This window comes from Caballeronia sp. LZ024 (assembly GCF_031451455.1).
Classification (GTDB): Bacteria; Pseudomonadota; Gammaproteobacteria; order Burkholderiales; family Burkholderiaceae; genus Caballeronia; species Caballeronia telluris.
On the sequence record NZ_JARUXL010000004.1, the window covers coordinates 991655 to 1015296 of the forward strand.

24 protein-coding genes are annotated in these 23642 nt (G+C 65.9%); 13 read left to right on the forward strand and 11 right to left on the reverse strand.

Annotated elements, in window-relative coordinates; genetic code table 11:
- Positions 1 to 175: 175 nt before the first annotated feature.
- Genes fba through QCE48_RS26825 form a run of 7 tightly spaced genes read right to left on the reverse strand, consistent with a single transcriptional unit; the run spans position 176 to position 8228 of the window.
- Entirely contained in the window at positions 176 to 1213 is a 1038-nt protein-coding gene (gene fba, locus QCE48_RS26795; RefSeq protein WP_309783525.1) for a class II fructose-bisphosphate aldolase, read from the reverse strand.
- Positions 1213 to 3276 (reverse strand): transketolase, encoded by a 2064-nt coding sequence (tkt, locus tag QCE48_RS26800; RefSeq protein WP_309783526.1) that lies wholly within the window; start codon positions 3274 to 3276, stop codon positions 1213 to 1215. Before tkt ends, fba begins: the two co-directional genes overlap by 1 nt.
- A gap of 35 nt (positions 3277 to 3311) precedes the next feature.
- Complete coding sequence (locus QCE48_RS26805; RefSeq protein WP_309783528.1) at positions 3312 to 4184, reverse strand: phosphoribulokinase; 873 nt, start codon at positions 4182 to 4184, stop codon at positions 3312 to 3314.
- A gap of 44 nt (positions 4185 to 4228) precedes the next feature.
- Positions 4229 to 5308 (reverse strand): class 1 fructose-bisphosphatase, encoded by a 1080-nt coding sequence (locus tag QCE48_RS26810; RefSeq protein ID WP_309783529.1) that lies wholly within the window; start codon positions 5306 to 5308, stop codon positions 4229 to 4231.
- Between the two features lie 18 nt (positions 5309 to 5326).
- Positions 5327 to 6271, reverse strand: coding sequence for a CbbX protein (gene cbbX, locus QCE48_RS26815; protein WP_309783530.1), 945 nt, complete (start codon positions 6269 to 6271; stop codon positions 5327 to 5329).
- Positions 6272 to 6274: 3 nt separating this feature from the next.
- Entirely contained in the window at positions 6275 to 6700 is a 426-nt protein-coding gene (locus tag QCE48_RS26820) for a ribulose bisphosphate carboxylase small subunit (RefSeq protein WP_309783532.1), read from the reverse strand.
- Positions 6701 to 6737: 37 nt separating this feature from the next.
- Entirely contained in the window at positions 6738 to 8228 is a 1491-nt protein-coding gene (locus QCE48_RS26825) for a ribulose-bisphosphate carboxylase large subunit (RefSeq protein ID WP_309783533.1), read from the reverse strand.
- 318 nt (positions 8229 to 8546) lie between these two features.
- On the opposite strand from QCE48_RS26825, the gene pqqA reads away from it, so the two are divergent.
- The 3 genes from pqqA to QCE48_RS26840 all read left to right on the forward strand — a co-directional run bounded on the left by pqqA (position 8547) and on the right by QCE48_RS26840 (position 10007).
- Positions 8547 to 8621 carry a pyrroloquinoline quinone precursor peptide PqqA gene (gene pqqA, locus QCE48_RS26830; RefSeq protein ID WP_008354335.1) on the forward strand — a complete coding sequence of 25 codons (75 nt, stop codon included), beginning with the start codon at positions 8547 to 8549 and terminating at the stop codon, positions 8619 to 8621.
- A 100-nt stretch (positions 8622 to 8721) separates the two neighbouring features.
- Positions 8722 to 9288 (forward strand): DUF447 domain-containing protein, encoded by a 567-nt coding sequence (locus QCE48_RS26835; protein WP_309783536.1) that lies wholly within the window; start codon positions 8722 to 8724, stop codon positions 9286 to 9288.
- An 11-nt stretch (positions 9289 to 9299) separates the two neighbouring features.
- Positions 9300 to 10007 (forward strand): (5-formylfuran-3-yl)methyl phosphate synthase, encoded by a 708-nt coding sequence (locus QCE48_RS26840; protein WP_309783538.1) that lies wholly within the window; start codon positions 9300 to 9302, stop codon positions 10005 to 10007.
- Between the two features lie 7 nt (positions 10008 to 10014).
- Here QCE48_RS26840 and QCE48_RS26845 read toward each other — a convergent pair whose 3' ends face one another.
- The 3 genes from QCE48_RS26845 to QCE48_RS26855 form a co-directional block, all read right to left on the reverse strand.
- On the reverse strand, positions 10015 to 10605 hold the full coding sequence (locus QCE48_RS26845) for an aspartate kinase (protein WP_116563346.1): 591 nt from the start codon (positions 10603 to 10605) through the stop codon (positions 10015 to 10017).
- A 139-nt stretch (positions 10606 to 10744) separates the two neighbouring features.
- Entirely contained in the window at positions 10745 to 11869 is a 1125-nt protein-coding gene (locus QCE48_RS26850; protein ID WP_309783539.1) for a hydantoinase/oxoprolinase family protein, read from the reverse strand.
- A complete protein-coding gene (locus QCE48_RS26855; protein ID WP_309783540.1) occupies positions 11866 to 12912 on the reverse strand; it encodes an ATP-grasp domain-containing protein in 1047 nt (348 codons plus the stop codon). The genes QCE48_RS26850 and QCE48_RS26855 overlap by 4 nt, the downstream gene beginning before the upstream one ends.
- A 320-nt stretch (positions 12913 to 13232) precedes the next feature.
- On the opposite strand from QCE48_RS26855, the gene QCE48_RS26860 reads away from it, so the two are divergent.
- From QCE48_RS26860 to QCE48_RS26905, 10 genes are all read left to right on the forward strand, one after another.
- Positions 13233 to 14582, forward strand: a complete 1350-nt coding sequence (locus tag QCE48_RS26860) for a formylmethanofuran dehydrogenase (RefSeq protein WP_309783541.1) — start codon at positions 13233 to 13235, stop codon at positions 14580 to 14582.
- On the forward strand, positions 14579 to 16255 hold the full coding sequence (locus tag QCE48_RS26865; RefSeq protein WP_309783543.1) for a formylmethanofuran dehydrogenase subunit A: 1677 nt from the start codon (positions 14579 to 14581) through the stop codon (positions 16253 to 16255). Before QCE48_RS26860 ends, QCE48_RS26865 begins: the two co-directional genes overlap by 4 nt.
- Positions 16256 to 16260: 5 nt before the next feature.
- Positions 16261 to 17202, forward strand: a complete 942-nt coding sequence (gene fhcD, locus QCE48_RS26870; protein ID WP_309783544.1) for a formylmethanofuran--tetrahydromethanopterin N-formyltransferase — start codon at positions 16261 to 16263, stop codon at positions 17200 to 17202.
- Entirely contained in the window at positions 17199 to 18014 is an 816-nt protein-coding gene (locus QCE48_RS26875; protein ID WP_309783546.1) for a formylmethanofuran dehydrogenase subunit C, read from the forward strand. Before fhcD ends, QCE48_RS26875 begins: the two co-directional genes overlap by 4 nt.
- A 99-nt stretch (positions 18015 to 18113) precedes the next feature.
- On the forward strand, positions 18114 to 18692 hold the full coding sequence (locus QCE48_RS26880) for a cytochrome b (RefSeq protein ID WP_309783548.1): 579 nt from the start codon (positions 18114 to 18116) through the stop codon (positions 18690 to 18692).
- 59 nt (positions 18693 to 18751) lie between these two features.
- Positions 18752 to 19672 (forward strand): pyrroloquinoline quinone biosynthesis protein PqqB, encoded by a 921-nt coding sequence (gene pqqB, locus QCE48_RS26885; RefSeq protein WP_309783550.1) that lies wholly within the window; start codon positions 18752 to 18754, stop codon positions 19670 to 19672.
- A gap of 20 nt (positions 19673 to 19692) precedes the next feature.
- On the forward strand, positions 19693 to 20394 hold the full coding sequence (gene pqqC / locus QCE48_RS26890) for a pyrroloquinoline-quinone synthase PqqC (RefSeq protein WP_309783552.1): 702 nt from the start codon (positions 19693 to 19695) through the stop codon (positions 20392 to 20394).
- Positions 20391 to 20654 (forward strand): pyrroloquinoline quinone biosynthesis peptide chaperone PqqD, encoded by a 264-nt coding sequence (gene pqqD, locus QCE48_RS26895; protein WP_087628463.1) that lies wholly within the window; start codon positions 20391 to 20393, stop codon positions 20652 to 20654. Before pqqC ends, pqqD begins: the two co-directional genes overlap by 4 nt.
- Positions 20655 to 20658: 4 nt before the next feature.
- On the forward strand, positions 20659 to 21846 hold the full coding sequence (gene pqqE / locus QCE48_RS26900) for a pyrroloquinoline quinone biosynthesis protein PqqE (protein WP_309783554.1): 1188 nt from the start codon (positions 20659 to 20661) through the stop codon (positions 21844 to 21846).
- Positions 21843 to 22541 carry a response regulator transcription factor gene (locus QCE48_RS26905; protein WP_309783555.1) on the forward strand — a complete coding sequence of 233 codons (699 nt, stop codon included), beginning with the start codon at positions 21843 to 21845 and terminating at the stop codon, positions 22539 to 22541. Before pqqE ends, QCE48_RS26905 begins: the two co-directional genes overlap by 4 nt.
- Here the strand turns inward: QCE48_RS26905 and QCE48_RS26910 are convergent.
- Complete coding sequence (locus QCE48_RS26910; RefSeq protein WP_309783803.1) at positions 22475 to 23506, reverse strand: histidine kinase; 1032 nt, start codon at positions 23504 to 23506, stop codon at positions 22475 to 22477. The genes QCE48_RS26905 and QCE48_RS26910 overlap by 67 nt on opposite strands.
- Positions 23507 to 23642 lie beyond the last annotated feature (136 nt).

The window sequence follows — 23642 nt, forward strand, 5'->3', positions numbered from 1 at the left end:
GACCGGTCTTTTCACCGGAAGGATTTCCCTCGAAGCTGGGCGCGTATTTCAGCGCCCTTGTGTCAAGCCACGAATCGGACATGTTACCTCCATGACAACGGGTTCGGGCTTCGATGCGTCTGCACTGCCAAACATCGGTGGATAGCTGGCCCGCACATCCAGCCACTTTCGTTCCTCAGTGATACCTCTGCGCCATCGCCTCCAGCGGCATCGGCTTGATGCGCTCGGCCTGTCCCGCGCAACCGAACGCCTCGAAGCGCGCCCTGCACAAGTCGCGCGCCGCCGCCGTGGCCGCCTTGAGCGCGTGACGCGGATCGAACTCCGAACGCGCCGACGCCAGCGCGCGCCGCATCGCGCCATTCATCGCGAGCCGGATGTCGGTGTCAATGTTCACCTTGCGCACGCCGTGCCGGATGCCGCGCTGGATTTCCTCGACCGGCACGCCGTATGTCTCCGAAAGCTCTCCGCCGAATTCGCGGATCGTCGCGAGCCATTCCTGCGGCACCGACGACGACCCATGCATCACGAGATGCGTGTTTGGAATGCGCTCGTGAATCTCGACGATACGGTCGATCGCGAGGATGTCACCAGTCGGCTGACGGCTGAACTTGTACGCGCCGTGCGACGTGCCGATGGCGATCGCGAGCGCATCGACGCCCGTCGCTTCGACGAAGGCCTGCGCCTGCTCGGGATCGGTGAGCAGTTCGTCGCGCGAGAGCGTGCCTTCTGCGCCGACGCCGTCCTCCTCGCCGGCCACGCCCGTTTCGAGCGAGCCGAGACAGCCCAGCTCGCCCTCCACCGACACGCCCACCGAATGCGCCGCCTCGACCACGCGTCGGCTTACGTCGACGTTGTAGTCGTAGGCGGCGGGCGTCTTCTGGTCGGGCATGAGCGAGCCGTCCATCATCACCGACGTGAAGCCCGAGCGGATCGCCTGCTGGCACACCGAAGGACTCGCGCCATGATCCTGATGCAGCACGACGGGCAAGTCCGGATGCGCCTCGATGGCCGCGAGCACGAGATGCCGCAGATACGGCTCGCCCGCGTACTTGCGCGCGCCCGCCGACGCCTGCAGGATGACCGGACTCTTCGTGGCCTCCGCGGCCTGCATGATGGCCTGCACCTGCTCCATGTTGTTGACGTTGAACGCGGGCACGCCGTAGCCGTGCTCGGCCGCATGATCCAGCAATTGACGCAGGGCGATGAAGGCCATCACAGGCTCCTTGAAGACGTCACGACGCGCTGCGCTTCATCGACGAGCGCGCCGACAGTCAGCCCGAAATGCTCGAAGAGCGCGGAGGCTGGCGCGGACTCGCCGAAGGTATCAATGCCGACGACGCCGCCTTCCAGCCCTACGTACTGCCGCCAGAACGCGGTGACGCCCGCTTCGACCGCGACGCGTGGCACGCCCGGCGGCAGCACGCGTTCGCGCCATGCGAACGATTGCCGGTCGAAGACGTTGGTGGACGGCATCGACACCACGCGCGCCAGGATGCCGGCTTCGCGCAACGGTTCGATGGCGCCGAGCGCGAGCGCGACTTCGGAGCCGGTCGCGATCAGCACGACGCATTTATCATTCGGACCCGACGCATCCGGCCAGTCGCGCAACACATAGCCGCCGCGTTCGATCGCATCGAGTTGCTGTTCGCTGCGCGCGACGAACGGCAGGTTCTGGCGACTGAGCAACAAGCACGACGGCCGGTCGCGATCCACCGCGCTGACCCACGCCTGCGCGGTCTCGACCGTGTCGCACGGACGCCATACGTCGAGGCCGGGAATGAGTCGCAATGAAGCCGCATGCTCGACCGACTGATGCGTCGGACCGTCTTCGCCGAGGCCGATCGAATCGTGCGTGAAGACGAAGACGGTGCGCGTCTTCATCAGCGCCGCCATGCGCAGCGCGTTGCGCGAATAGTCGGAGAAGGTGAGGAACGTGCCGCCGAACGGCAGATAGCCGCGATGCAGCGCGACGCCGTTGAGCACCGCGCTCATGCCGAATTCGCGCACGCCGAAGTGGATATAGTTGCATCGCGAACTATTTTCACCCGGCTGCAGGTCGACGGCATCTTTCCAGCGCGTGAGGTTCGATCCCGTCAAATCCGCCGACCCGCCGAGCAGTTCCGGCAATGCGCGTGCGAGTCCTTCGATCGCGTTCTGCGATGCCTTGCGTGTCGCGATGGATTGCGCCTCGCGATTCGCGTCGCCGACCAACGCACGCGCCGCCTTGCGCCATCCGGCGGGCAACGCGCCGCGCGCGCGCCGTTCGAACTCGCCGGCCTGGTCGGGATAGTGTGCACGGTACGCTTCGAAGCGCTGTGTCCAGTCGGATTCGGCTGCCGCGCCTTCCTCGCGCGCATCCCACGCATGCCGTATCGACGAAGGGATCTCGAACGGCGCATGCGGCCAGTCCAACGCTTCGCGCGTCGCGGCGGCCTCCTTCGCGCCGAGCGGCGCGCCGTGCACGTCATGCGTTCCCGCCATCGACGGCGCGCCCTTGCCGATCACCGTCTTGCAGCAGATCAGCGTCGGCTGCTGCGATGTGCGCGCATTACGCAACGCTCGGTCGATGGCATCGACATCGTGACCGTCGACCTCGGGCAGCACGTTCCACCCGTAAGCCGCGAAGCGCGCGGGCGTGTCGTCGGCAAACCACTGCGTGACATGGCCGTCGATCGAGATGCCGTTGTCGTCGTAAAGCACGACGAGCTTGCCGAGTTCCAAGGTGCCCGCGAGCGACGCCGCTTCATGCGAAATCCCTTCCATCAGGCATCCGTCGCCGACGAACGCATAAGTCCGGTGATCGACGATCTCATGCCCCGGCCGGTTGAACTCACGTGCGAAAAGCGCTTCGGCGAGCGCCATGCCCACCGCATTCGCAAAGCCTTGTCCGAGCGGTCCGGTCGTCGTCTCGACGCCAGGCGTCACGCCCACCTCGGGATGTCCCGGCGTCTTGCTGTGCAACTGTCGAAAGCGCTTCAGTTCGTCGATGGAGAGGTCATATCCCGTCAGATGCAAGAGGCCGTAGAGCAGCATCGAACCATGTCCGTTCGACAGCACGAAACGATCGCGGTCGGGCCAGTCGGGATTACGCGGATTGTGCTTCAGGTGCCGGTCCCACAGCGCGACCGCGATCTCGGCCATGCCCATCGGCATGCCGGGATGCCCGGAGTTCGCCTGCTGGACCGCATCGACGGCGAGCATGCGCAGCGCATTCGCCATCGACCGCGTGTCGTTGCGCGTCTCTGGCCTGTCGAGTGTTTCAGCCACGGCATTCATGAATGCCTCCTTGTCTACGAGTCGAAGAAATCGGTTCAGGCGCGGGCGCAGCGGTCGCGCAACTGCAGGATCATCGGCGTGAAGATGAGTTGCATCGCCAGTCCCATCTTGCCGCCCGGCACGACGATCACGTTCGGCCGCGACATGAACGAGTCGTGCAGCATGGTGAGGAGATACGGGAAGTCGATGCCCTTCGGCCGCGTAAAGCGGATCACGACGAAGCTCTCGTCGGGCTGCGGAATCTCGCGCGCGGTGAACGGGTTCGAAGTGTCCACGGTCGGCACGCGCTGGAAGTTCACATGCGTGCGCGAGAATTGCGGACAGATGTGGTTCACGTAGTCGGGCATGCGTCGCAGGATCGTATCGACAACCGCTTCGTGCGAATAGCCGCGCATCGTCTGGTCCCGATGCAGCTTCTGAATCCATTCGAGGTTAATGATCGGCACGACGCCGACAAGCAGATCGGCGTGACGCGCGACATCGACCTTTTCCGTGACGGCGGCGCCGTGCAAGCCCTCGTAGAACATCAGGTCCGTGCCCTGCGCGATGTCTTCCCACGGCGTGAAGGTGCCTGCGTCCTGCTTGAAATGGGCGGCTTCGGCGTCGTCGTGGATATAGCGGCGGAGCTTGCCGGTGCCGCTTTCGCCGTAGCTCGCGAACAGTTGCTCCAGTTCTTCAAGCAGGTTCGCTTCCGGGCCGAAGTGGCTGAAGTTGATGAGGCCATCGCGCTCGCTCTGCTTCATCGCCTCGCGCATGCCGAGGCGGTCGTAGCGATGGAACGCATCGCCTTCTACGATCTGCGCGTTGATGCGCTCGCGCCTGAAGATGTGCGTGAAGCTTTTCATGACCGTGGTCGTGCCGGCGCCGCTCGAACCGGTCACTGCGATGATCGGATGCTTGACTGACATGCGCTGTCTCCCTTGTCTAGTGGTTCATTCGCGCGTTTGCAATCTCACACCGGATCGGGCAAAAACAGCGACCGCTCGTTGAACAGCGGCGACGTGTAAGGCTTGTCCTCGCCACGATCGTATTCGCCGTGATAGCGACCGATGCGCGCCACTTCGTTCTTCGATCCGAGAATCACCGGCACGCGTTCATGCAGCGCGCGCGGCGTCACGTCCAGGATGCGTTCGCGCCCGGTGATCGACATGCCGCCCGCCTGCTCGACGAGAAAGCTCATCGGGCTTGCTTCGTAAAGCATGCGCAGGCGTCCCTGCATCGCGGGGGTCTTGAAGTCGCGCGGATACATGAACACGCCGCCGCGCATCAGGATGCGATGCACTTCGGCCACCATCGATGCGATCCATCGCATGTTGAAGTCGCGCTCGCGGCAGCCGCTTCTGCCGTCCTTGCACTCCTGCACGTAGCGACGCACGGGCGGCTCCCAAAAGCGCTCGTTCGATGCGTTGATCGCGAATTCGCACGAGTCCTCGGGGATGCGGATATCGGAATGCGTGAGCACGAAGTTGCCGACATCGCGCTCCAGCGTGAACCCGTGGGTGCCGTTCCCGACGGAGAGAACGAGCATTGTCGAGGGGCCGTAGATCGCATAGCCCGCGGCGACCTGTTCACGGCCCGGGCGCAAGAAACCCGCTTCGCCGGACTCGCCGTTCACACGCAGCACCGAGAAGATCGAACCGACGACGCCGTTGATGTCGATATTCGACGATCCATCGAGCGGATCGAATGCGAGCAGATACTCGCCGCGCGGGTAGGCTTCAGGAATCTCATAGACGCTCTCCATTTCCTCGGACACCATGCCCGCAAGCAGGCCATCCCACTCGCAGTGCTGAAGGAAGATGTCATTGGTCGCGAGGTCGAGTTTCTTCTGCTCTTCTCCGTGGGTGTTGACGCTTTGCGCCGACCCGTAGTTGCCGCCGAGCGCGCCTTTCGTGAGCGCCGCCGAGATGGTCTTGATCGACGCGGCGACATCGATCAGGAGTGCCGATAAGCCGCTCTGCGATTGCGGCCCGGGCTTGCGGTCGAGCGTGTCGATGAGGAATTTCGAAAGGGTCGTTCGTCCGTCCTGCATGGCACTCTCCTTGGAGGTCTATCGAATCGGGTCGGGCGGCGGCGTATCGAACACGCGGCTTGCGCGGACGTCGCTTGCGGCGATGAGTGTCAGCGCGTCGCTGCCGGTCGGCTTGCCGCCTTGCAGCGCATCCGCGAAAAGGCGGTTCGCCTGACGCAGCCGCGCGCGGTCGAGCGCATTGCGCACCGAGCGCGCGTTCGCGAAGTTGGGCAGCGCGATGCGATGCGCGAGGTAGTCCTCGAACGCGCCGCGCGAACTATCGTCGAGCCGGTAGTGCATGGCATCGAGCATGCGTTCTGCAATTTGCAGCAGTTCGGCGGCCTCGTAATCGGGGAACGTGATGTGATGCGCGATGCGCGAGCGAAAGCCCGGATTGCTCCTGAAGAACGTGTCCATGCGGTCTTCGTAGCCCGCGAGGATCACGACGAGGTCCTCACGCTGGTTCTCCATCGTCTGGAGCAGAATCTCGATGGCTTCCTGTCCGTAGTCGCGCTCGTTCTCCGGGCGATACAGGTAATACGCTTCGTCGATGAAGAGCACGCCGCCCATCGCGCGCTTGAGCACGTCGCGCGTTTTCGGCGCGGTATGGCCGATGTACTGGCCGACGAGATCATCGCGCGTCACCGAGACGAGATGATTGCGCCGGATATAGCCGAGCCGGTGCAGCACTTCGGCCATGCGCAGCGCGACGGTCGTCTTGCCGGTGCCGGGGTTGCCTGAGAAGCACATGTGCAGCGTGGGCGCGCCGCTCGCAAGGCCGAGCGTATCGCGCGCGCGCTCGACGAGCAGATGCGCGGCGATCTCGCGGATGCGCGTCTTCACGGGCACGAGGCCGACGAGATCGCGATCGAGTTCCGCGAGCACGTCGCCGATGCCGGAGTCGCGAAACAGCGCGACGAGATCGACGTGCGGCGCTGTTGCGGCTGTCTCTTCCGACCGGTCGAGGATGGCTTCGGCGGACATCGTTCATCGCTCCGTGTAGCGTTCGCCAGCGGGGCGATCGGTGGCGTAGGTTCGCATCGCATAGTGCTGCGCGCGGCCGGGGCCTTCCTGGCGTTCGAGCCTGAAGCCTCGTTCGACGGCGGGGCGGTTGACGATGAACGAGAGCCGCATGGTCTCGAAGCCGCGCACCGAATCGAAGGCGTTCACCTTGATGTAGTGCTGCGGATAAGTCGTGCGGCAAGCGTTGACTTCTTGCAGTACGCCGGCGGCATCGTGAAGGTCGAACATGGGCAGGCCCCACATTTCCCAGTACGTATTGCGCGGATGCGGATCGTCGGTGAACTCGACTGAGCAGGCCCAGCCCTGACCCAGCGCGTAGTCGATCTGTTTGCTGATCTCTTCGTTCGTCAGGGGCGGAAGGAAGGAAAACGTTCCTTGAGTGATGTGCATGACTGGCGTCCTTGAGTGAGGGGTTCAGAACCGGTCTCTATACCGCAGTCGGCGTGACAGCGAAGTCGGGCGTATCGGTCGACGCATAGTTGAACGTGACATCGCGCCACGTATCGAGCGCCTGCTTGAGCGGCGAGCACCAGCGCGCCGCGGCCTCGAGCAACTCGGGCCCTTCGCTAGCGATATCGCGTCCTTCGTTGCGCGCCTTGACGATCGACTCAAGCGCCACGCGATTCGCCACTGCCCCAGCCTGAATCCCCCCCGGATGCCCGATCGTCCCGCCGCCGAACTGGAGGATGCAGTCGTCGCCGAAGAGATCGATCAACTGATGCATCTGCCCCGCATGAATGCCGCCCGACGCAACCGGCATCACCTTGCGCAGTCCGGCCCACGGCTGATCGAAGAAAAGTCCCCGCGACAGATCGACATCGTTGCGCGCCTCGCGGCACACGTTGTAATAGCCCTGCACCGAAAGCGGATCGCCTTCCAGCTTGCCGACGGCGGTGCCCGCATGCGCATGATCGACGCCGGCCATGCGCAGCCACTTCGCAATCACGCGAAACGAAATGCCGTGGTTGCGCTGTCGCGTGTAAGTGCCATGTCCCGCGCGATGCAGATGCAGGATCATGTCGTTCCTGCGCGCCCACTTCGACATCGACTGGATCGCCGTCCAGCCGATTACGAGGTCGATCATCACGATGCACGAACCCAGCTCCTTGGCGAACTCGGCGCGCTCGTACATGTCCTCCATCGTGCCGGCCGTCACGTTCAGATAGTGACCCTTCACTTCGCCCGTCTCGGCCTGCGCGCGGTTCACGGCCTCCATCGAAAAGAGATACCGGTCGCGCCAGTGCATGAACGCCTGCGAGTTGATGTTCTCGTCGTCCTTCAGGAAGTCGAGACCGCCCTTCAATCCCTCATACACCACGCGCCCATAGTTCTTGCCCGACAGCCCGAGCTTCGGCTTGACCGTCGCACCGAGCAGCGGCCGTCCGTACTTGTCGAGCCGCTCGCGCTCGACCACGATGCCCGTCGGCGGCCCCTGAAACGTCTTCAGATACGCGACCGGTATGCGCATGTCCTCGAGCCGCAATGCCTTCAACGGCTTGAAGCCGAACACGTTGCCGATGATCGATGCCGTCAGGTTGGCAACCGAGCCTTCCTCGAAGAGATCGAGTTCATAAGCGATGTACGCAAAGAACTGCGGCTCGCCGGTCGCCGACGCGGGCACCGGCTCCACGCGATACGCCTTAGCGCGATACATGTCGCAGGCAGTGAGCCGGTCGGTCCAGACGACGGTCCAGGTCGCCGTCGACGATTCGCCCGCCACCGCTGCCGCCGCTTCCTCCGGCTCGACGCCCGGCTGCGGCGTGATGCGAAAGAGCGCGATGACGTCGGTGTCCTTCGGCGTGTAGTCGGGCTGCCAGTAGCCCATCTCGCGATACTTCATGACGCCTGCCGCATAACGCGAACGCGGGTCCTGCGGATTGCGGACCGCCTCGACGGCGGCTTTGCTGAAGTCGTTCATTGCGGTTCCTCGAGAGTGGTGGTCCCTGTCTGCCTGCTGAGACTGCAGCGTAAGCGCGGCCTCTCTCGAAGTGAATTCACGAATTTCTTGTGCGGCCTTAAGCGATCCTTTTATCGCGGGTTATTGCCTATGATGCGAATGGAACACTTTGCTGCGTTTCCGCGACAGTCGTCGTCGAAAACGTGCGCCCGTTCCATTCGCCGTCGCTCGCGATCGCATTGGCATGACGCTTGCGTCATGATCGTCGCCTGCGCGTTGCAGCGAGCGATCGCTGAGGCGCAAGGGCATCGGTTGAATCACCAACGAGGAGGAACGTGTATGCAATGGACTACCCCGAGCTTCACCGATATGCGTTTTGGTTTCGAAATCACGATGTATATCGCCACCCGTTAATCCCGCACTGGCCGCGATGAGCGGCTCTCGTGCGGGATCGTTTCATCCGTAGTCCAACCTGCCGGCTCAAAGCCTGCCGCTACGACCAGCGTTCCCCGCCATGATTTTCGAAACGATCGTCACGACCGCGGCGCGCGATGGCCGGCCTCACATTGCGCCGATGGGCGTGCGCTTCGAGGACGACTTCGCGATCCTCGCGCCCTTTCGTCCCTCGACGACGCTCGACAACATCCTTGCCACGCGCGCCGCCGTGATCAATCTCACGACCGATGTGCGCCTCTTCGCGGGCTGCGTGACGGGCGCGCAGCGCGACTGGCCGACGCTGCCCGCGAGCCGCGTCGAAAGCGTGCGGCTCGACGGCTCGCTCGCGCACATGGAATTGCGCCTCGACGAAGTGCGCGACGACGACCAGCGTCCCATGCTGAGAATGAAGTGCGTGCATCGCGAGACGCACGCGCCGTTTGGCGGCTTCAATCGCGCGCAGAACGCCGTCGTGGAAGGCGCGATCCTCGTGAGCCGGCTTTTCATGCTGCCCGCCGACAAGGTGGACAGCGAGATGGCCTATCTTCAGATCGCCATCGACAAGACCGCTGGCGACGCCGAACGCATCGCGTGGAACTGGCTGACGGAAGCGGTCGCGCGGCATCGAAGCTCGAACCCGCAGTAACGGAGACACCCATGACCGCCTTGCTCGCGAGCGTGCGCTCGTCCGCTGAAGCGCTGGATGCCGCACATGCCGGCGCCGCGCTGATCGATCTGAAGGAACCGGGCGCGGGCGCGCTCGGCGGCGTGGCCGTCGACGAGATCGCGCGCATCGTGCGCGAGTTGCGCGCGCACTATCCGGTGAAACCGATCAGCGCGACCATCGGCGACCTGCCGACCGACGCCTTCGACGAAATCGCCGCGCGCGTGATCGACGTGAGCAACGCGGGCGTGGACTACGTGAAGGTCGGCGTGACGCCGGGGCCCGATGCGGCGCGCTGTCTCACCCTGCTCGCGAGCCTGCCCGCGTCGGTCGTACCGGTGCTGCTCTCGGACGATGGCGCGGACGAAGCGCTCGCGGCGTTCGCGGGAGGCCTCGGCTTCGCGGGCATCGTCTTCGATACGGCGAGCAAGGACGGCCGCACGCTCTTCGATTGCGTCGATGCGCCGACGCTCTCGCGCTGCCTGTGCGCGGCCGGCGCGCGCGGATCGATGACGTGCGTGGCGGGATCGCTCGGCTGGGCGCAGCTCGCGCAGATTCGCGCGCTCGGGCCGGATATCGCGGGGTTCCGCACAGCGCTCTGCGACGAGACGGAAGGACGCGCGGGAAGGCTCGACCCGAAGCGCGTCGCGCAACTGGCCGACGCGCTGCATCACCCGGCGCAGGCGGCGAGCGCGGTGTAAGGCGGCCTCAAACCACCGGCACGTTCAACAGCCTGTCGCGCATGACCGCGAGGTCGCCCTTGTTGAACATCTCGACGACGTAGTTCGCGTCCTTCACATGACCGACGAAACGCGCGTCCACGACGCCGCTCGCCGCGAGCGTCTCCAGCGGCGCGCCCGCGTCGACGGGACATGACTTCACGACCATCAGGCGCTCGGCGTTGAGCGACGTCGAGAGGATCGCCGCGAGGCTGTCAGAGGTCGTGTCCCAGTTGGTGGTCGTATCCGGCGTGATGCGCATCAGGCCGGTCGGCACCCACACCGCGACATGGCCGTCGCGCAACGCGCTGCGGATCCGTTCCTCGCTCGACGCCAGCACGAGTTCCGGCAGGATGCCCTGCATCAGGATCGCGTACTGCGCCATCGCGAGCAGACACATGTTGTGCGCGACGAGATCGTCGACCCGCCAGTCGAGCTGGTACTGGCGAACGGCGTCCGCGAAATCGGCGCCGCCCGGCACGATCACGACGCGCCCGCCTCCTATTTCCCAAAGCTGCGTGAGCCATTCGCGCAGCGCCGGGTCGTGACTCAGGCTTCCGCCGATTTTCACCACCCACATGACATGTGTCCTCGCATTGTCGTGACTACTTCGATGCCGCGCACCGCGTGTCCTGCCGTTCGATTGTCGTTTTCCCGCTGCCTTCGCGCGCCTTTTCCGCTGCGCGCGCGGCCATTCGCGCCGGTAAGCGTTCCTGTTTTCACGCCGCCATCGATTCTCCCTCGCCGCCCGCGCGCGGCTGTTCCGTCGAGGTCGCTGAAGCTGCTAGCAATCCGACGGCCACACTCGGCGCGCATGTCGACGCCCACTCGCCGAGGTCGGCGGCTTGTCCCGCGACACCGCGTGCCGCGCCCGCCAGCATCGCGAAATCGACGTAGCTGCGCGCGTCCTGGCGCGCGAGCGCCGCCGCCAGGAAACGTCCGCATCCCGCCCCGACGATCGGCGCCGCCGCCAGGTCCGGATGCGCCGCGCACACGCGCGCGAGGTTGGCCTCGATCGCGCGCAACTGCTCGCGGCGCCACTCGTCGGCGAAACGGCGCCAGTCGGCGTCGCTCGCATCGGTGGCATCGCGGCCGATCATGCGGGCCATGCGCGCACGGCTCGCGGGCTTCGTCTTCGGACCGTTGTCGGCGCTCGGATGCTGGTCGTGCGGCGGCCACAGTTCGTCCGTCAGACGATAGATATCCGCGCTCGTCGCGAACCATTCGTTCATCACGCTCGTCGCCTCGCCGCGAAACGCGATGCGATGCGCGATGCCGCACAGCGGCGTGCGCACCACGCCCTGATACACGAGTTCGCCCGTCACGAGCCGCTCGGCATCGTTCGAGCCGCGCGCCGCGACCTGGCCGCCGACGATCGGCACGATGTCCGTCGTCGTGCTGCCGATGTCGATGAAAAGCGCGTGGGGAACGCGGGTCGCGACCCATTGCGCGCTCGCGTGCCAGTTCGCGGACGCCACCTTGCGCCAGCCGTCCGCGCAGGCCGAGCGCGCGAGCCAGCCCGCCGCGCCCGCATAGAACAGCGTGCGCGGCCCGAGCCGCTGCGCGAGCGTGCTCGCGAGCACGCGCACGCCTTCGGCGCGGCTCGCGAAGAGATCGACCATTTCGCCCGTCATCGTGACCGCGTGGCGCGCGGCGGCATCGCCCGCGGCGGGCCAGCGCTCGAACACGGCGTCGATCGCGCGCTCCAGATGCGCGAGTCCCTGCCACAGCGGACACGCCCATTGCGCGACGTCGGCCACGATGCCCGCGCGGTTCGCCATCGACACCTTGACGTGCGCGCCGCCGACGTCCCAGCCGAAGACCGGTGCGTCCGAGGCGCTCACGAAAGTCCTCCGAACGCGCGAAAGCGCGGCTGGGCGTCGGGTTCGAAGCCCGCGACGCCGTGCACGGCGAGCAGGTCGCGCGCAAGATTGTGCTTCCGGACCCGCGACTGCCCGGCATACGCGACCGTCAGGCGCGGATTCACTTCGATCACGACCGGTCCGCGCTCGCGATGCCACACGAGATCGATGCCGGCGAAGCCTCGCAAACCCGGCAGCGCCCCGACGACGCGTTGCGCGAGCGCATCGAGCGTGCGCCCCTGCACGCCGCGCCGGTCGATGCGGTCGATGTCCACGCCGCTGAACTCGACGACACGTTCGTTGCGGCCCGGAGCGGCGGCGTCGGGCAAGCCGATGCGCTGGCGGTTGATCGAGAGAAGCGTCGCGCCGCGCTCGCCGCACAGGAGTGAGAGACTCAGCGGCTCGCCGTCGATCCATTGCTGGAGCACCGGATTGCGGCCCGCCTCCGCCCGCGCCTCGTATTCCGCGACGGCGTGGCCGAGATCGTCGAAGACGTAGGTGTCGAGGCCGCCGGCGCCGTCGTCGGGCTTGACGACCCACTTGCCGCCGTCGACAGCGGTGGCCGCAACCGGTTCGAGCGCGGGCGTCGTGACGATGCCGCGCGCGGCCAGGCACGTCGCCGTCGCGCTCTTGCTCGATGTCACCCGAATCGACTCCTTCGAGCAGCCGAGCCAGCGCGACGCGCCGACCGCATCGTAGAGCCGCAGCAACAGGCCGTCGCATTCCGGCGCAATGATCCACGCGTAGTCGTGCTCGCGGGCGATGCGGGCGACGAAGCGCGTCATCGGCTCGCCGGGTTCGGCGACGTGGCGCACGGTGTCCGTGTCCGCGCCGGCCGATTCGAAGCGCGAACTCGCGTAGGAAACCTCCACGCCGTCCAGCTCGCGCAGATCGGCGACGAGCGCATCGCGCATCACGCGGCCCTCCACGATCAGCGCACTCAGGTCCGCGAGGCTGCCCGCGCCCGCGACTTGCGGGTCGATGCCGCCGCCCGTGAGATATTCGAAAACGAAGATTCTGGTCAAAACGAGAGACCTCATCGCAGGTGATGCCGGTTGTCGATTGTGGACGGCTCACACAATATCCGTGCCATGTGGTGCGGCGCGTCATAGGCATCGGCGGGCTGTCATCCATCTGCAAGGCACTGTTGCAGCGCGTGTCCGGCGGGTGACACTGTGTTCCAGAAGGACGCACATTATGTTCGGCCAACGCGATTCGTCCGTTCGCGCACCGGCCGATGTGCCAGGCATGCATCGATCCCGGGCGTCGAAGCCCCCGAGCGGACGCACGCAGCGCGCGAGCGTGCCGTGCGAAAACCGGCATGGACCTTGCTCAAAGGGGCGCCATGCACGAACCGTCTCCCCCTACTTCGAGTGCCGGCCAACCGGGCGCCGCTGTCGCGCCTGCGCCGTCACCTTCATCGTCGCCTGCGCAGTCCGACCCGGTCACACGCGCGGCCAAAGGCGACTGGACCTGCCCGTTTTGCCCGCTGCTATGCGACGACATCTCGTTAGACTTGCACGGCGACGACAGCCTCGCCGCATCGAACACCGACTGCCCGCGTCTTGCCCGCTCGATTGCGCGCTTCGGCGCCGCCGATGCCGCGTGCACGCCGACGATCGACGGCGCGTCCACCGATCTCGCGTCGGCGCTCGCGCGTGCCGGGGAGATCCTGTCGCGCGCGGGCCGGCCGCTCTTCGGCGGCCTCGCGACCGACGTAGCCGGCGCCCGCGCACTGTATGAACTCGCGGCCCGCGAGGGCGCGGTGCTCGACCATCTGCACGGCGACGCGCTCGCCGCATCGACGCTCGCGCTGCAGGATCGCGGCGCGTTCTTCACGACGCTTTCCGAAGTGAGATCGCGCGCCGATCTCATGGTCGTATTCGCCTGCGAGCCCGCGCGGCGTTATCCGCGCTTTTACGAGCGCGCGTTGGGCGGCGTCGAGCGGGACGTGGCGGCCTGTTTCGTCGCCTGTTCCGTCGATCCGGCTGCGGCCGCGCTGCCTCACGTCAGCACCGATTCGATCCTCGCCGATGCCGATCCGTTCGACCTGCTCGCGCAATGGTCCGCGCTCATCGAAGGACGCGGCATCGCGGAACGCGACGTGTCCGCGCTCGCCGACCGGGTCGCGGCCGCGCGCTACACGGTGTTCGTCTACGAGCCCGCTGCGTTGCCGCAGCCGCACGCGGCGCTCTTGATCGAAGCGCTCAATCGCATCGTCAAGGCCGTGAATCGCACGACGCGCGCCGGCGGCCTCGCGCTCGGCGGCGACGACGGCGCGCTCACCGTCAATCAGGCGATGACGTGGCTCTCGGGCTTTCCGCTGCGCACGCACGTCTCGATGACCGCGCCGCTCGACTACGATCCGTATCGCTATCGCACGGAAACGCTGCTCGCCGACGGCGAAGCCGACGCGCTCCTGTGGATCGCGAGCTTCGGGCCGCAGCCGCTGCCCGCGTCGCTCGCGGACGACGTGCCGGCCATCGTGCTTGGCCATCCGGCGCTCGCGGGAATGCTCGGCAAGCGCAGCGCGCCTACGGTGTTCATTCCCGTGGCGACGCCCGGCATCGACAGCGGCGGGCATCTCTTTCGCATCGACGCGACGGTGGTCGCGCCGCTTCAGCCCGCGCGCCGTGCCGCGCTGCCGACCGTCGCGGCCATCGCGCAGCAGCTCGCGCAAAGGAGCCGGCCATGAGCCTCGCGCGGCTTAAGGGCGGCATCGTCTACGATCCCGCGAACGGCGTGAACGGCGAGCGCCGCGACGTGTACTTCCGCGACGGACGGATCGTCGATGTCGCGGCGAACGCGAGCGTCGATCACGATTACGATGCGTCCGGCATGGTCGTGATGGCGGGCGGCATCGATCTGCACTCGCACATCGGCGGCGGCAAGACGAACCTCTCGCGCCTGTTGCTGCCCGAAGACCATCGCGCCGATGCCGCGCCCGATGCCAACGGCAAATATCTGCGCTTGCCGTCGTGCGGCGTCTGCACGCCGGGCACGCTCGCGACCGGCTATCGCTATGCCGAGATGGGCTACACCGCGGCCTTCGAGCCGGCGATGATGCCGTCGAACGCGCGTCACACGCACCTCGAAATGGGCGACACGCCGATCATCGATCACGGCGCCTACGTGATGATGGGCAACGACGAACTGTTCCTGCAGATGCTCGCCGCGCGCGACGACTTCGAACGTCTGCGCGACTACGTCGGCTGGACGATCCACGCGAGCAAGGCGCTCGGCGTGAAGGTGGTGAATCCGGGCGGCATCTCGGCGTTCAAGTTCAATCAACGCTCGCTGAACGTGGACGAGGCACACGTCCACTACGGCATCACGCCGCGCGAAGTGCTCGCCACGCTCACGCGCGCGCTGACGGAACTGCGCGTGCCGCATCCGCTGCACGTCCACGCGAGCAACCTCGGCGTGCCCGGCAACATCGACTCGACGATCGCGACGATGGACGCCGCCGACGGCCTGCCGATCCACCTCACGCACATCCAGTTCCACAGCTACGGCACCGAAGGTCCGCGCAAGTTTTCGTCGGGCGCGCGGGCCATCGCGGACGCGGTGAACGCGCGGCCGAACGTCTCGATCGACGTCGGCCAGATCATCTTCGGGCAGACCGTCACCGCTTCCGGCGACACGATGATGCAGTTCAGGAACGCGCCGCTCGCGAATCCGCGCAAGTGGATCGTCGGCGATATCGAATGCGACGCGGGCTGCGGCATCGTGCCGTTCCGCTATCGCGAACAGAGCTATGTGAATGCGCTGCAATGGATCATCGGGCTGGAGATTTTCCTGCTCGTCGACGACCCGTGGCGCGTCTCGATGACGACCGATCATCCGAACGGCGGCCCGTTCACGAGCTATCCCCATCTGATCCGGTTGCTGATGGACAAGAGCTTCCGCGACGAACAGCTTGACCGTTTGCATCCGGAAGCGAAGGTCGCAAGCGCGCTCGCCGAACTCAGGCGCGAGTTCTCGCTGTACGACATCGCGATCATCACGCGCGCGGGTCCGGCGCGTTTGCTCGGGCTGAAGGATCGCGGACATCTCGGCGCGGGCGCGGCCGCCGACATCGCCGTCTATCGCGACGAGCCGGATCGCGAGCGCATGTTCACGTCGCCGGCTTACGTGTTCAAGGACGGGCAACTCGTCGCGGAGAACGGCACGCTGGTCGCCGCGCCGACGGGCGGCATCCACTTCATCGCGCCCGAATTCGATCGCGGCATCGAAAAGACGCTGCGCGCCTTCAGCGAAGCGAACCTCGCGGGCAACTTCGCGCACGCCGCCATCAGCGACGACGAAATCTGCGCCTGCTGCCGCGGCGGGCGCCTGTTGCCGGTCGCGTGCTTCGACCCCGCGTGAGCGCCATGCAGATCAACGACACGCTCATCGACGACACCTTCGCGGAAGCCTTCCCGATGAAGGCGACGCGTCTCGTCATCACCGCGCATACGCCGGCGTGGGCGCGCAACGCGGCGCTCTCGCTGACGGGCTTCGCGACCTCGGTGATCGACTGCGGCTGCGAGGCGGGCATCGAACGCGACCTCGCCGCGAGCGAGACGCCCGACGGCCGGCCGGGGATTTCGGTGCTGATATTCGCGGTGTCGTCGAAGGAACTGGCGAAGCAGATCGGACGGCGCGTCGGCCAGTGCGTGCTCACCTGCCCGACGACGGCCGTCTACAGCGGCATCGACCCGGCGACGAGCCGCGCGCCGCTCTCCGACAACGCGCCGCTCGGCAGCGGCCTGCGTTTTTTCGGCGACGGCTGGCAGATCTCGAAGATGCTCGACGGAACACGTTACTGGCGCGTGCCGGTGATGGACGGCGAGTTCGTCTGCGAGGAAAGCACGGTCACGGTGAAGGCGGTCGGCGGCGGCAACCTTCTTTTTCTCGCGCGCGACATCGACTCGGCGCTCGGCGCCGCCGAAGCCGCCGTCACCGCGATGCACCGGCTGCCGAACGTCATCACGCCGTTTCCGGGCGGCGTCGTGCGCTCGGGATCGAAGATCGGCTCGAAGTACGCAGGCGCGACCGCCTCGACCAACGACGCGTTCTGCCCGACGCTCATCGGGCTCTCGCGCAAGAGCGAACTCACGCCGGACGTCGCGTGCGTGCTGGAAATCGTGATCGACGGTTTGACCGACGCGGACGTCGGCGCCGCGATGACGGCGGGAATCGCGGCAGCGTGCGAACTTGGACGCGCCAACGGCGTGCTGCGCATATCGGCGGGCAACTATGGCGGCAAGCTCGGGCCTTATCACTTCCGTCTGCGCGAACTCGCGGCAAGCATCGATGGAGCGCGCGCATGAGCACGGTCACGCTTGCCGTAAAAAGTACATTCGACACGCGCATCGACGGGTCGAACTTACTGCCTGCCACGCTGGCCGCGCTTTCAGTCGACGAAATCAGGCGCGTCGCGCTGCGTGCGGGCAATGAGACGCGCGTGCTTGGCGACCTGTTCGATATCGCTCGCGAGGAAAGCGAAGCGCCGGCGCTCGTCATCGAAGGCGATGCGCGCCTGATCGACCGGCTCGGCACGAACATGAGCGAAGGGCGGCTCTCCGTGAACGGCGCGGCGGGCGACTACGCGGGTTTGCGCATGACAGGCGGCGAGTTGCGGATCGCGGGCGACGCGGGCCGATTCGCGGGCTGCGAGATGAGCGGCGGGCGGCTGACCGTCACCGGCCGTGCGGGCGACTTCGCCGCCGGCGCGCTGCCGGGCGACATGGAAGGCATGACGGGCGGCACGCTCACCATCCACGGCAACGCTGGCGCGCGTCTTGCAGACCGGATGCGTCGCGGACTCGTGCTGGTAGGCGGCGACGCGGGCGACTTTGCAGCGTCGCGCCTGATCGCGGGGACGGTCTGCATCGCGGGGCGCGTCGGCGCACACTATGGCTATGGCATGCGGCGCGGCACACTACTGCTGATGCGCGATCCCGGGCGCCTGCCGCCGACCTTCACCGAAGGCGGCCACGGCTTCGAGGTGTTCTGGTCGCTGTTCGTTCGCGCGCTTGGGGCGCAGATCGCGCCGTTTTCCGCGCTCGATCCGCGCGTGCCGCCGCGGCGTCATGCCGGCGACCTCGCGGTGGACGGACGAGGGGAATTGCTGATCGCGTAATCGTTCTCACGCGATAAGAATGGAACGAGCGTCAGATAAGGAAGTGAACGAGCGCGCGAGCGCTGGCGAAACCTGCGGCATTCGACGAGGAGCCTCGACATGAACACTGCGCAATCGCCCGGTGCGACGCGCGAACCGGACGGACGGACGAGCGCTGACACACAGCGCTTTGCCCGGCCGCTTGTCGTGCTGCACTGGCTGATCGCGCTGTGCATCATCGCGATGCTTGGCGTCGGACTGTATATGGTCGGCTTGCCGAAGGGGCTGCCGTTCAAGTCGACGGTAATCAACTTCCACAAGTCACTGGGAATGACGGTTTTCCTGCTGGTGCTGATCCGCATCATGGTACGCATGGCTTACGGTCGACCGCCTCTGCCGCCGATGGGAGCGTGGCAACGCGCCGCCGCGAGCACCACGCAGGCTCTTTTATATGTCGGCATGGCGGCGATGCCGTTGACCGGGTATCTGGGTTCGTCGTTCAACAAGTACGGGACCAAGTTCTGGGGATTGCCGCTGCCGCAGTGGGGACGCGACGATCCGCAGTTGAGGGAAGCGTTCTTTACCGCGCATGGCGCGATTGCCTGGGTCTTGATCGCGCTGATTCTGCTGCATTTTGCCGGGGCGATGAAACATCACTTCATCGATCGCGATGGGCTCTTGCGGCGCATGTGGACGTGATGTTTTGGTCGCGCTTGTGTTGTCGTGCTAAACCCATTTCCAACGAAGGACATGTCTGAATGAAGATCAAAGTGCTCGGCTCATCGGCCGGCGGCGGCTTCCCGCAATGGAACTGCAACTGCCGCAACTGCGACGGCGTGCGCAAACGCACGCTGAAGGCGATTCCGCGCACCCAATCCTCCATTGCGATCAGCGAAACCGGCCACGACTGGCTGCTCGTGAACGCTTCTCCCGACATCCTCGCGCAGATCGCCGCGAACCCTGAGCTGCAACCCGCGCGCCGCCCGCGCGATTCGGGCATCGCCGCCGTGCTCACCATCGACGCGCAAATCGATCACGTCACCGGTCTCCTGATGCTGCGCGAACGCGACACGCCTCTGCCGCTCTACGTGACCGATCCCGTGTGGCAAGACCTCTCAACCGGCTTCCCGGTCACGTCGATCCTCGCGCACTACTGCGGCGTCGAACGCCATCGCATCGCGCTCGACGGACAAGCGCTCTCGGTGCCGGCTCTGCCGAACGTGCGCATCGACGCGCTGCCGCTCACGAGCAAGGCACCGCCCTATTCGCCGCATCGCGAAGCACCCGAACGCGGCGACAACATCGGCCTCGTCTTCACCGATACGGTATCTAACCGGCGCTTGTTCTACGCGCCGGGCCTCGGCGCGATCGAGCCGCATGTGTACGAGGCGATGTCGAACGCGGACCTGATCCTCGTCGACGGCACGCTCTGGACCGACGACGAAATGATTCGCCTGGGTCTCTCGAAGAAGACCGGCGCCGACATGGGACACCTCGCGCAATCGGGCGCGGGCGGCATGATCGAAGTGCTCGATTCGATCGACCGGCCCGGCGCGCGCAAGGTGCTGATCCACATCAACAACACGAACCCGATACTCGTCGAGGACGGCCCCGAACGGCGCATCCTCGCTGAACACGGTATCGAGGTCGCGAGCGACGGCATGTCGTTCGAACTATGAAGAGGCAGGGAGAATCGTCGATGCAGAAAGAGAGACAAGCCGCCTGGACCCGCGACGAATTCGAAGCGCAGTTGCGCGCGAAGGGCACGGCGTATCACATCCATCATCCGTTCAACGTGAAGATGAATAGCGGCGGCTGTTCGCGCGAACAGATCCGCGGCTGGGTCGCGAACCGCTTCTACTATCAGATCAACATTCCGCTGAAGGATGGCGCCGTCATCTCGAACTGCCCCGACCGCGAAACGCGCCGCCGCTGGGTGCTGCGCATTCTCGATCACGACGGCTATGGCGACAATGAAGGCGGCATCGAAGCATGGGCACGCCTCGGCGATGCAGTCGGCCTCACGCGCGACGAACTCTGGTCGCTCGAACACGTGACGCCCGGCGTGCGCTTCGCCGTCGATGCCTACGTGAACTTCGCGCGCCGTGCGCCGTGGCAGGAAGCGGTCTGCTCGTCCCTGACGGAAATGTTCGCGCCGCAAATCCACAAGGACCGGCTCGCGACGTGGCCCGAGCACTATCCGTGGATCGAACCGGTGGGCCTCGCGTACTTCCGCTCGCGCATCTCGCTCGCGCAGCGCGACGTCGAACATGGACTCGAAGTGACACTCGACCATTTCACGCGCCGCGAGCAGCAGGAACGCGCGCTGGAAATCCTGCAGTTCAAGCTCGACATCCTGTGGACCATGCTCGATTCCATCGAAAAGGCGTTTCCGCAATGAACGACGAAGCCCATCGCCCGAAGCTCAAGAAGCTGTTCCGCCTGCAGTGGGAACCGGCGCAGGACGCGCACGTCCTGCTGTATCCGGAAGGCATGGTGAAGCTGAACCAGAGCGCCGCGCAGATTCTTCTGCGCTGCGACGGCACGCGCGATCTGCCCGCGCTCGTCGCCGATCTCGAACAGGCGTTCAACGCAACCGGGCTCGATGCCGACGTGCGCGCGTTCGTCGCCGGCGCGCAATCGCGCGGCTGGCTGGAGTAAGAGCATGACCGATCTCTCGCAACCGATGACCGAAGCCACGCCAGCGGCAATCGCGCCGCCGCTGTGGCTGCTCGCCGAACTGACCTACCGCTGTCCGCTGCATTGCGTGTTCTGCTACAACCCCGTGAACTACGCGGACCACAGCAGCGAACTCACGACGCAACAGTGGATCGACGTGCTGCGCGAAGCGCGCGCGCTCGGCGCGGCGCAGCTCGGCTTTTCCGGCGGCGAGCCGCTCCTGCGCGACGATCTGGAAGAACTCGTCGGTGAGGCGCGCAAGCTCGGGTTCTATACGAACCTCATCACGTCGGGCATCGGTCTGACCGACAAGCGGCTCGACGCGCTCAAGGACGCGGGACTCGATCACATCCAGTTGTCGTTTCAGGACTCGACGCAAGAACTCAACGACTTCCTTTCCAGCACGCGCACGTTCGACCTGAAGAACCGTGTCGCGCAGGCGATCAAGGCGCACGACTTCCCGATGGTCCTCAACTGCGTGCTGCATCGCTACAACCTGCCGCACGTCGACAAGATCATCGACATGGCGCTCGCGATGGGCGCCGAGTATCTCGAACTGGCGAACACGCAGTACTACGGCTGGGCGCACACGAACCGCGCGCAACTGATGCCGACCGCCGAGCAGCTAAAGGAAGCGGAAGCGGTAGTCGAGCGCTATCGCCGCGAGATCGGCGACCGGTGCAAGATCTTCTTCGTCGTACCCGATTACTTCGAGCGGCGTCCGAAGCGCTGCATGAACGGCTGGGGCTCGGTGTTCCTCGGCGTCGCGCCCGATGGCGCCGCATTGCCCTGCCACACCGCGCGCTCGCTGCCGGGTCTCACGTTCCCGAACGTGAAGGACATGCCGCTGCGCGAGATCTGGTACGAGAGCGATGCGTTCAACCGCTTTCGCGGCTTCGACTGGATGAAGGAACCATGCCGCAGTTGCGAAGAGAAGACCATCGATCTGGGCGGCTGCCGCTGCCAGGCGTATCTGCTCACGCAAGACCCTGCGAACGCCGATCCGGTTTGCGACAAGTCACCGCATCACGAGAGCGTCGTCAAGGTCGTGCGTGCCGCCGCCGCGCGCGAGCCGAACGAGCATCCCGTCGTCTTTCGCAACGATGCCAATTCGCGGCGCTTCACGTCGAAGCCCGCCGCGTCCGACGATCCGCCCAAGGGAGCGCGAACATGATCACCGCCGACATCTCGGTTCTGCTCGTCGACGATCACGCGGTGGTGCGCGAGGGCTACCGGCGTCTGCTCGAACTCAGCCCCGACGTGCGCGTCGCGGGCGAGGCCGCCAACGCGTCCGAAGCGTATCAGCGGTTTTGCGCGCTGCGGCCGGATGTCGTCGTGATGGATCTCGCGTTGCCGGGCGCGAGCGGTATCGAAGCGATGCGGCGCATGCTCGCGCGCGAACCGGATGCGCACGTGCTCATCTTCAGCGTCCACGAGGAAGCGATCTTCGTGCGCCGCGCACTCGATGCCGGCGCGCGCGGCTATGTGACGAAGGCAAGCGCGCCCGATGTGCTGGTCGAAGGGGTGCGCGCAGTGGCGAGGCGCGTGTGTTACCTGAGCGCGGATGTCTCCCAAGCACTCGCCTTGCGCACGACGTTCCAGGAAGGACCGCCCGGGCGGCAACTCTCGGCGCGCGAGTTCGAAGTGCTGCGTCTTCTGGTGCAGGGCTACACGCTGCCCAGCATCGCGGAGAAACTCGGCCTGAGCCAGAAGACGGTGGCGAACCATCAGTCGACGATCCGTCAAAAATTCGGCGCCGACAACGGTGTGCAGCTCGCGCAGATGGCGAGCCGTCTCGGACTTCACTTCTCCGATTTCGCGGGCGGCACACCCTCGTTTGGCTCGCTCGGCTCCGGCACGCCTGCATGAGCTGAGACGCGCGCGCAGAAGAGAAAGCCGTCGCCGGGCTGGCTCGCGATGTGGAACTCGCCGCCGAGCGCTTCGACGCGCTCGCGCATTCCGATCAGACCCAGGCCGCGGCGCGGTTTCGCGAGGTCCATGCCCGGTCCGTCGTCGGCCATCGTGACGACGATTTCGCCCGCACTCGAAGTCGCGTCGCCGCCCGGTGCGCGCACCAGATAGATCTCGACGCGCGAATCGCGCGCGAACTTCGACACGTTGGTCAATCCCTCTTGCACGAGCCGGTAGAGCGTGATGTTGAGCGCGTCGGAAAGCCCGGAAAAATCGCCGTCGACGGCGAGCGCAAAGCTCGCGTGCGGCAGACGCTCGCGCCAGCTTTCGACGCAATGCTCGATGGCGGTCGGCAGGCCGAATTCGTCGAGGCCGATAGGACGCAGACGACGGATCATTCCGCCGATCTCGCGGTACACGTGGTTCGCGCTTTGCATCAGCGCGAGCGAAAGGCGATGAATCTCGGGCTCGCGTTCTACCGACAAATCGCGGATGCGACCGGCATCGAGCGAGATCGCATTCAGATACTGGCCGAGTTCGTCGTGCAGTTCGCGCGCGAGGTGCCGCCGCTCGGACTCTTGCGCATCGAGCCCCTGCATCGCGAGACGCCGGTTGTCGGCGAGCAGCCGCTCCGCTTGTTCCTCCAGCGCGCGACGACGTCCCAATTCCTGCTGCGACTCGCGATAGCGCCGCCACGCAAACCACGCGCACCCGCTTGCGAGCACGACGAGCGTACCGGGCAGTTCATCGAGCTGAAAGCGCTCGGCGCTGCGGGTCCAGTGATACGCCAGCTCGCTGAAATCGAAGACGGAGAAGAGCACACCGGCAAGCGCGGTGAGCGCGAAGACGAACGCGAGATCGCGCCGCACCGTCGAGCGAGGCATGGCACGTTTCGCGGGCAATGGCAGGGAGTCGGGTGGCATCACGGAAGGCATTGTACGCATGGGCCTCGCCTCTCTCGGGTACGTGCGGATTCGTTTGGGAACGTTTCCCAGCGCGATCGGGAGAACTTCCCGGGGCGCTGCTGAAATCTTATGCGACGCTTACATCAAAGGCTCA

Coding starts and splice junctions, on each gene's coding strand:
- QCE48_RS26845 (WP_116563346.1), bottom strand. CDS start 10,605: ATGTGGGTGGTGAAAATCGGCGGAAGCCTGAGTCACGACCCGGCGCTG.
- pqqD (WP_087628463.1), top strand. CDS start 20,391: ATGAACGACGAAGCCCATCGCCCGAAGCTCAAGAAGCTGTTCCGCCTG.
- pqqE (WP_309783554.1), top strand. CDS start 20,659: ATGACCGATCTCTCGCAACCGATGACCGAAGCCACGCCAGCGGCAATC.
- QCE48_RS26905 (WP_309783555.1), top strand. CDS start 21,843: ATGATCACCGCCGACATCTCGGTTCTGCTCGTCGACGATCACGCGGTG.
- fba (WP_309783525.1), bottom strand. CDS start 1,213: ATGGCCTTCATCGCCCTGCGTCAATTGCTGGATCATGCGGCCGAGCAC.
- QCE48_RS26910 (WP_309783803.1), bottom strand. CDS start 23,506: ATGCCACCCGACTCCCTGCCATTGCCCGCGAAACGTGCCATGCCTCGC.
- tkt (WP_309783526.1), bottom strand. CDS start 3,276: ATGAATGCCGTGGCTGAAACACTCGACAGGCCAGAGACGCGCAACGAC.
- pqqC (WP_309783552.1), top strand. CDS start 19,693: ATGCAGAAAGAGAGACAAGCCGCCTGGACCCGCGACGAATTCGAAGCG.
- QCE48_RS26835 (WP_309783536.1), top strand. CDS start 8,722: ATGATTTTCGAAACGATCGTCACGACCGCGGCGCGCGATGGCCGGCCT.
- QCE48_RS26825 (WP_309783533.1), bottom strand. CDS start 8,228: ATGAACGACTTCAGCAAAGCCGCCGTCGAGGCGGTCCGCAATCCGCAG.
- QCE48_RS26810 (WP_309783529.1), bottom strand. CDS start 5,308: ATGCAGGACGGACGAACGACCCTTTCGAAATTCCTCATCGACACGCTC.
- QCE48_RS26875 (WP_309783546.1), top strand. CDS start 17,199: ATGAGCACGGTCACGCTTGCCGTAAAAAGTACATTCGACACGCGCATC.
- QCE48_RS26805 (WP_309783528.1), bottom strand. CDS start 4,184: ATGTCAGTCAAGCATCCGATCATCGCAGTGACCGGTTCGAGCGGCGCC.
- QCE48_RS26880 (WP_309783548.1), top strand. CDS start 18,114: ATGAACACTGCGCAATCGCCCGGTGCGACGCGCGAACCGGACGGACGG.
- QCE48_RS26820 (WP_309783532.1), bottom strand. CDS start 6,700: ATGCACATCACTCAAGGAACGTTTTCCTTCCTTCCGCCCCTGACGAAC.
- fhcD (WP_309783544.1), top strand. CDS start 16,261: ATGCAGATCAACGACACGCTCATCGACGACACCTTCGCGGAAGCCTTC.
- QCE48_RS26840 (WP_309783538.1), top strand. CDS start 9,300: ATGACCGCCTTGCTCGCGAGCGTGCGCTCGTCCGCTGAAGCGCTGGAT.
- pqqB (WP_309783550.1), top strand. CDS start 18,752: ATGAAGATCAAAGTGCTCGGCTCATCGGCCGGCGGCGGCTTCCCGCAA.
- QCE48_RS26865 (WP_309783543.1), top strand. CDS start 14,579: ATGAGCCTCGCGCGGCTTAAGGGCGGCATCGTCTACGATCCCGCGAAC.
- cbbX (WP_309783530.1), bottom strand. CDS start 6,271: ATGTCCGCCGAAGCCATCCTCGACCGGTCGGAAGAGACAGCCGCAACA.
- QCE48_RS26860 (WP_309783541.1), top strand. CDS start 13,233: ATGCACGAACCGTCTCCCCCTACTTCGAGTGCCGGCCAACCGGGCGCC.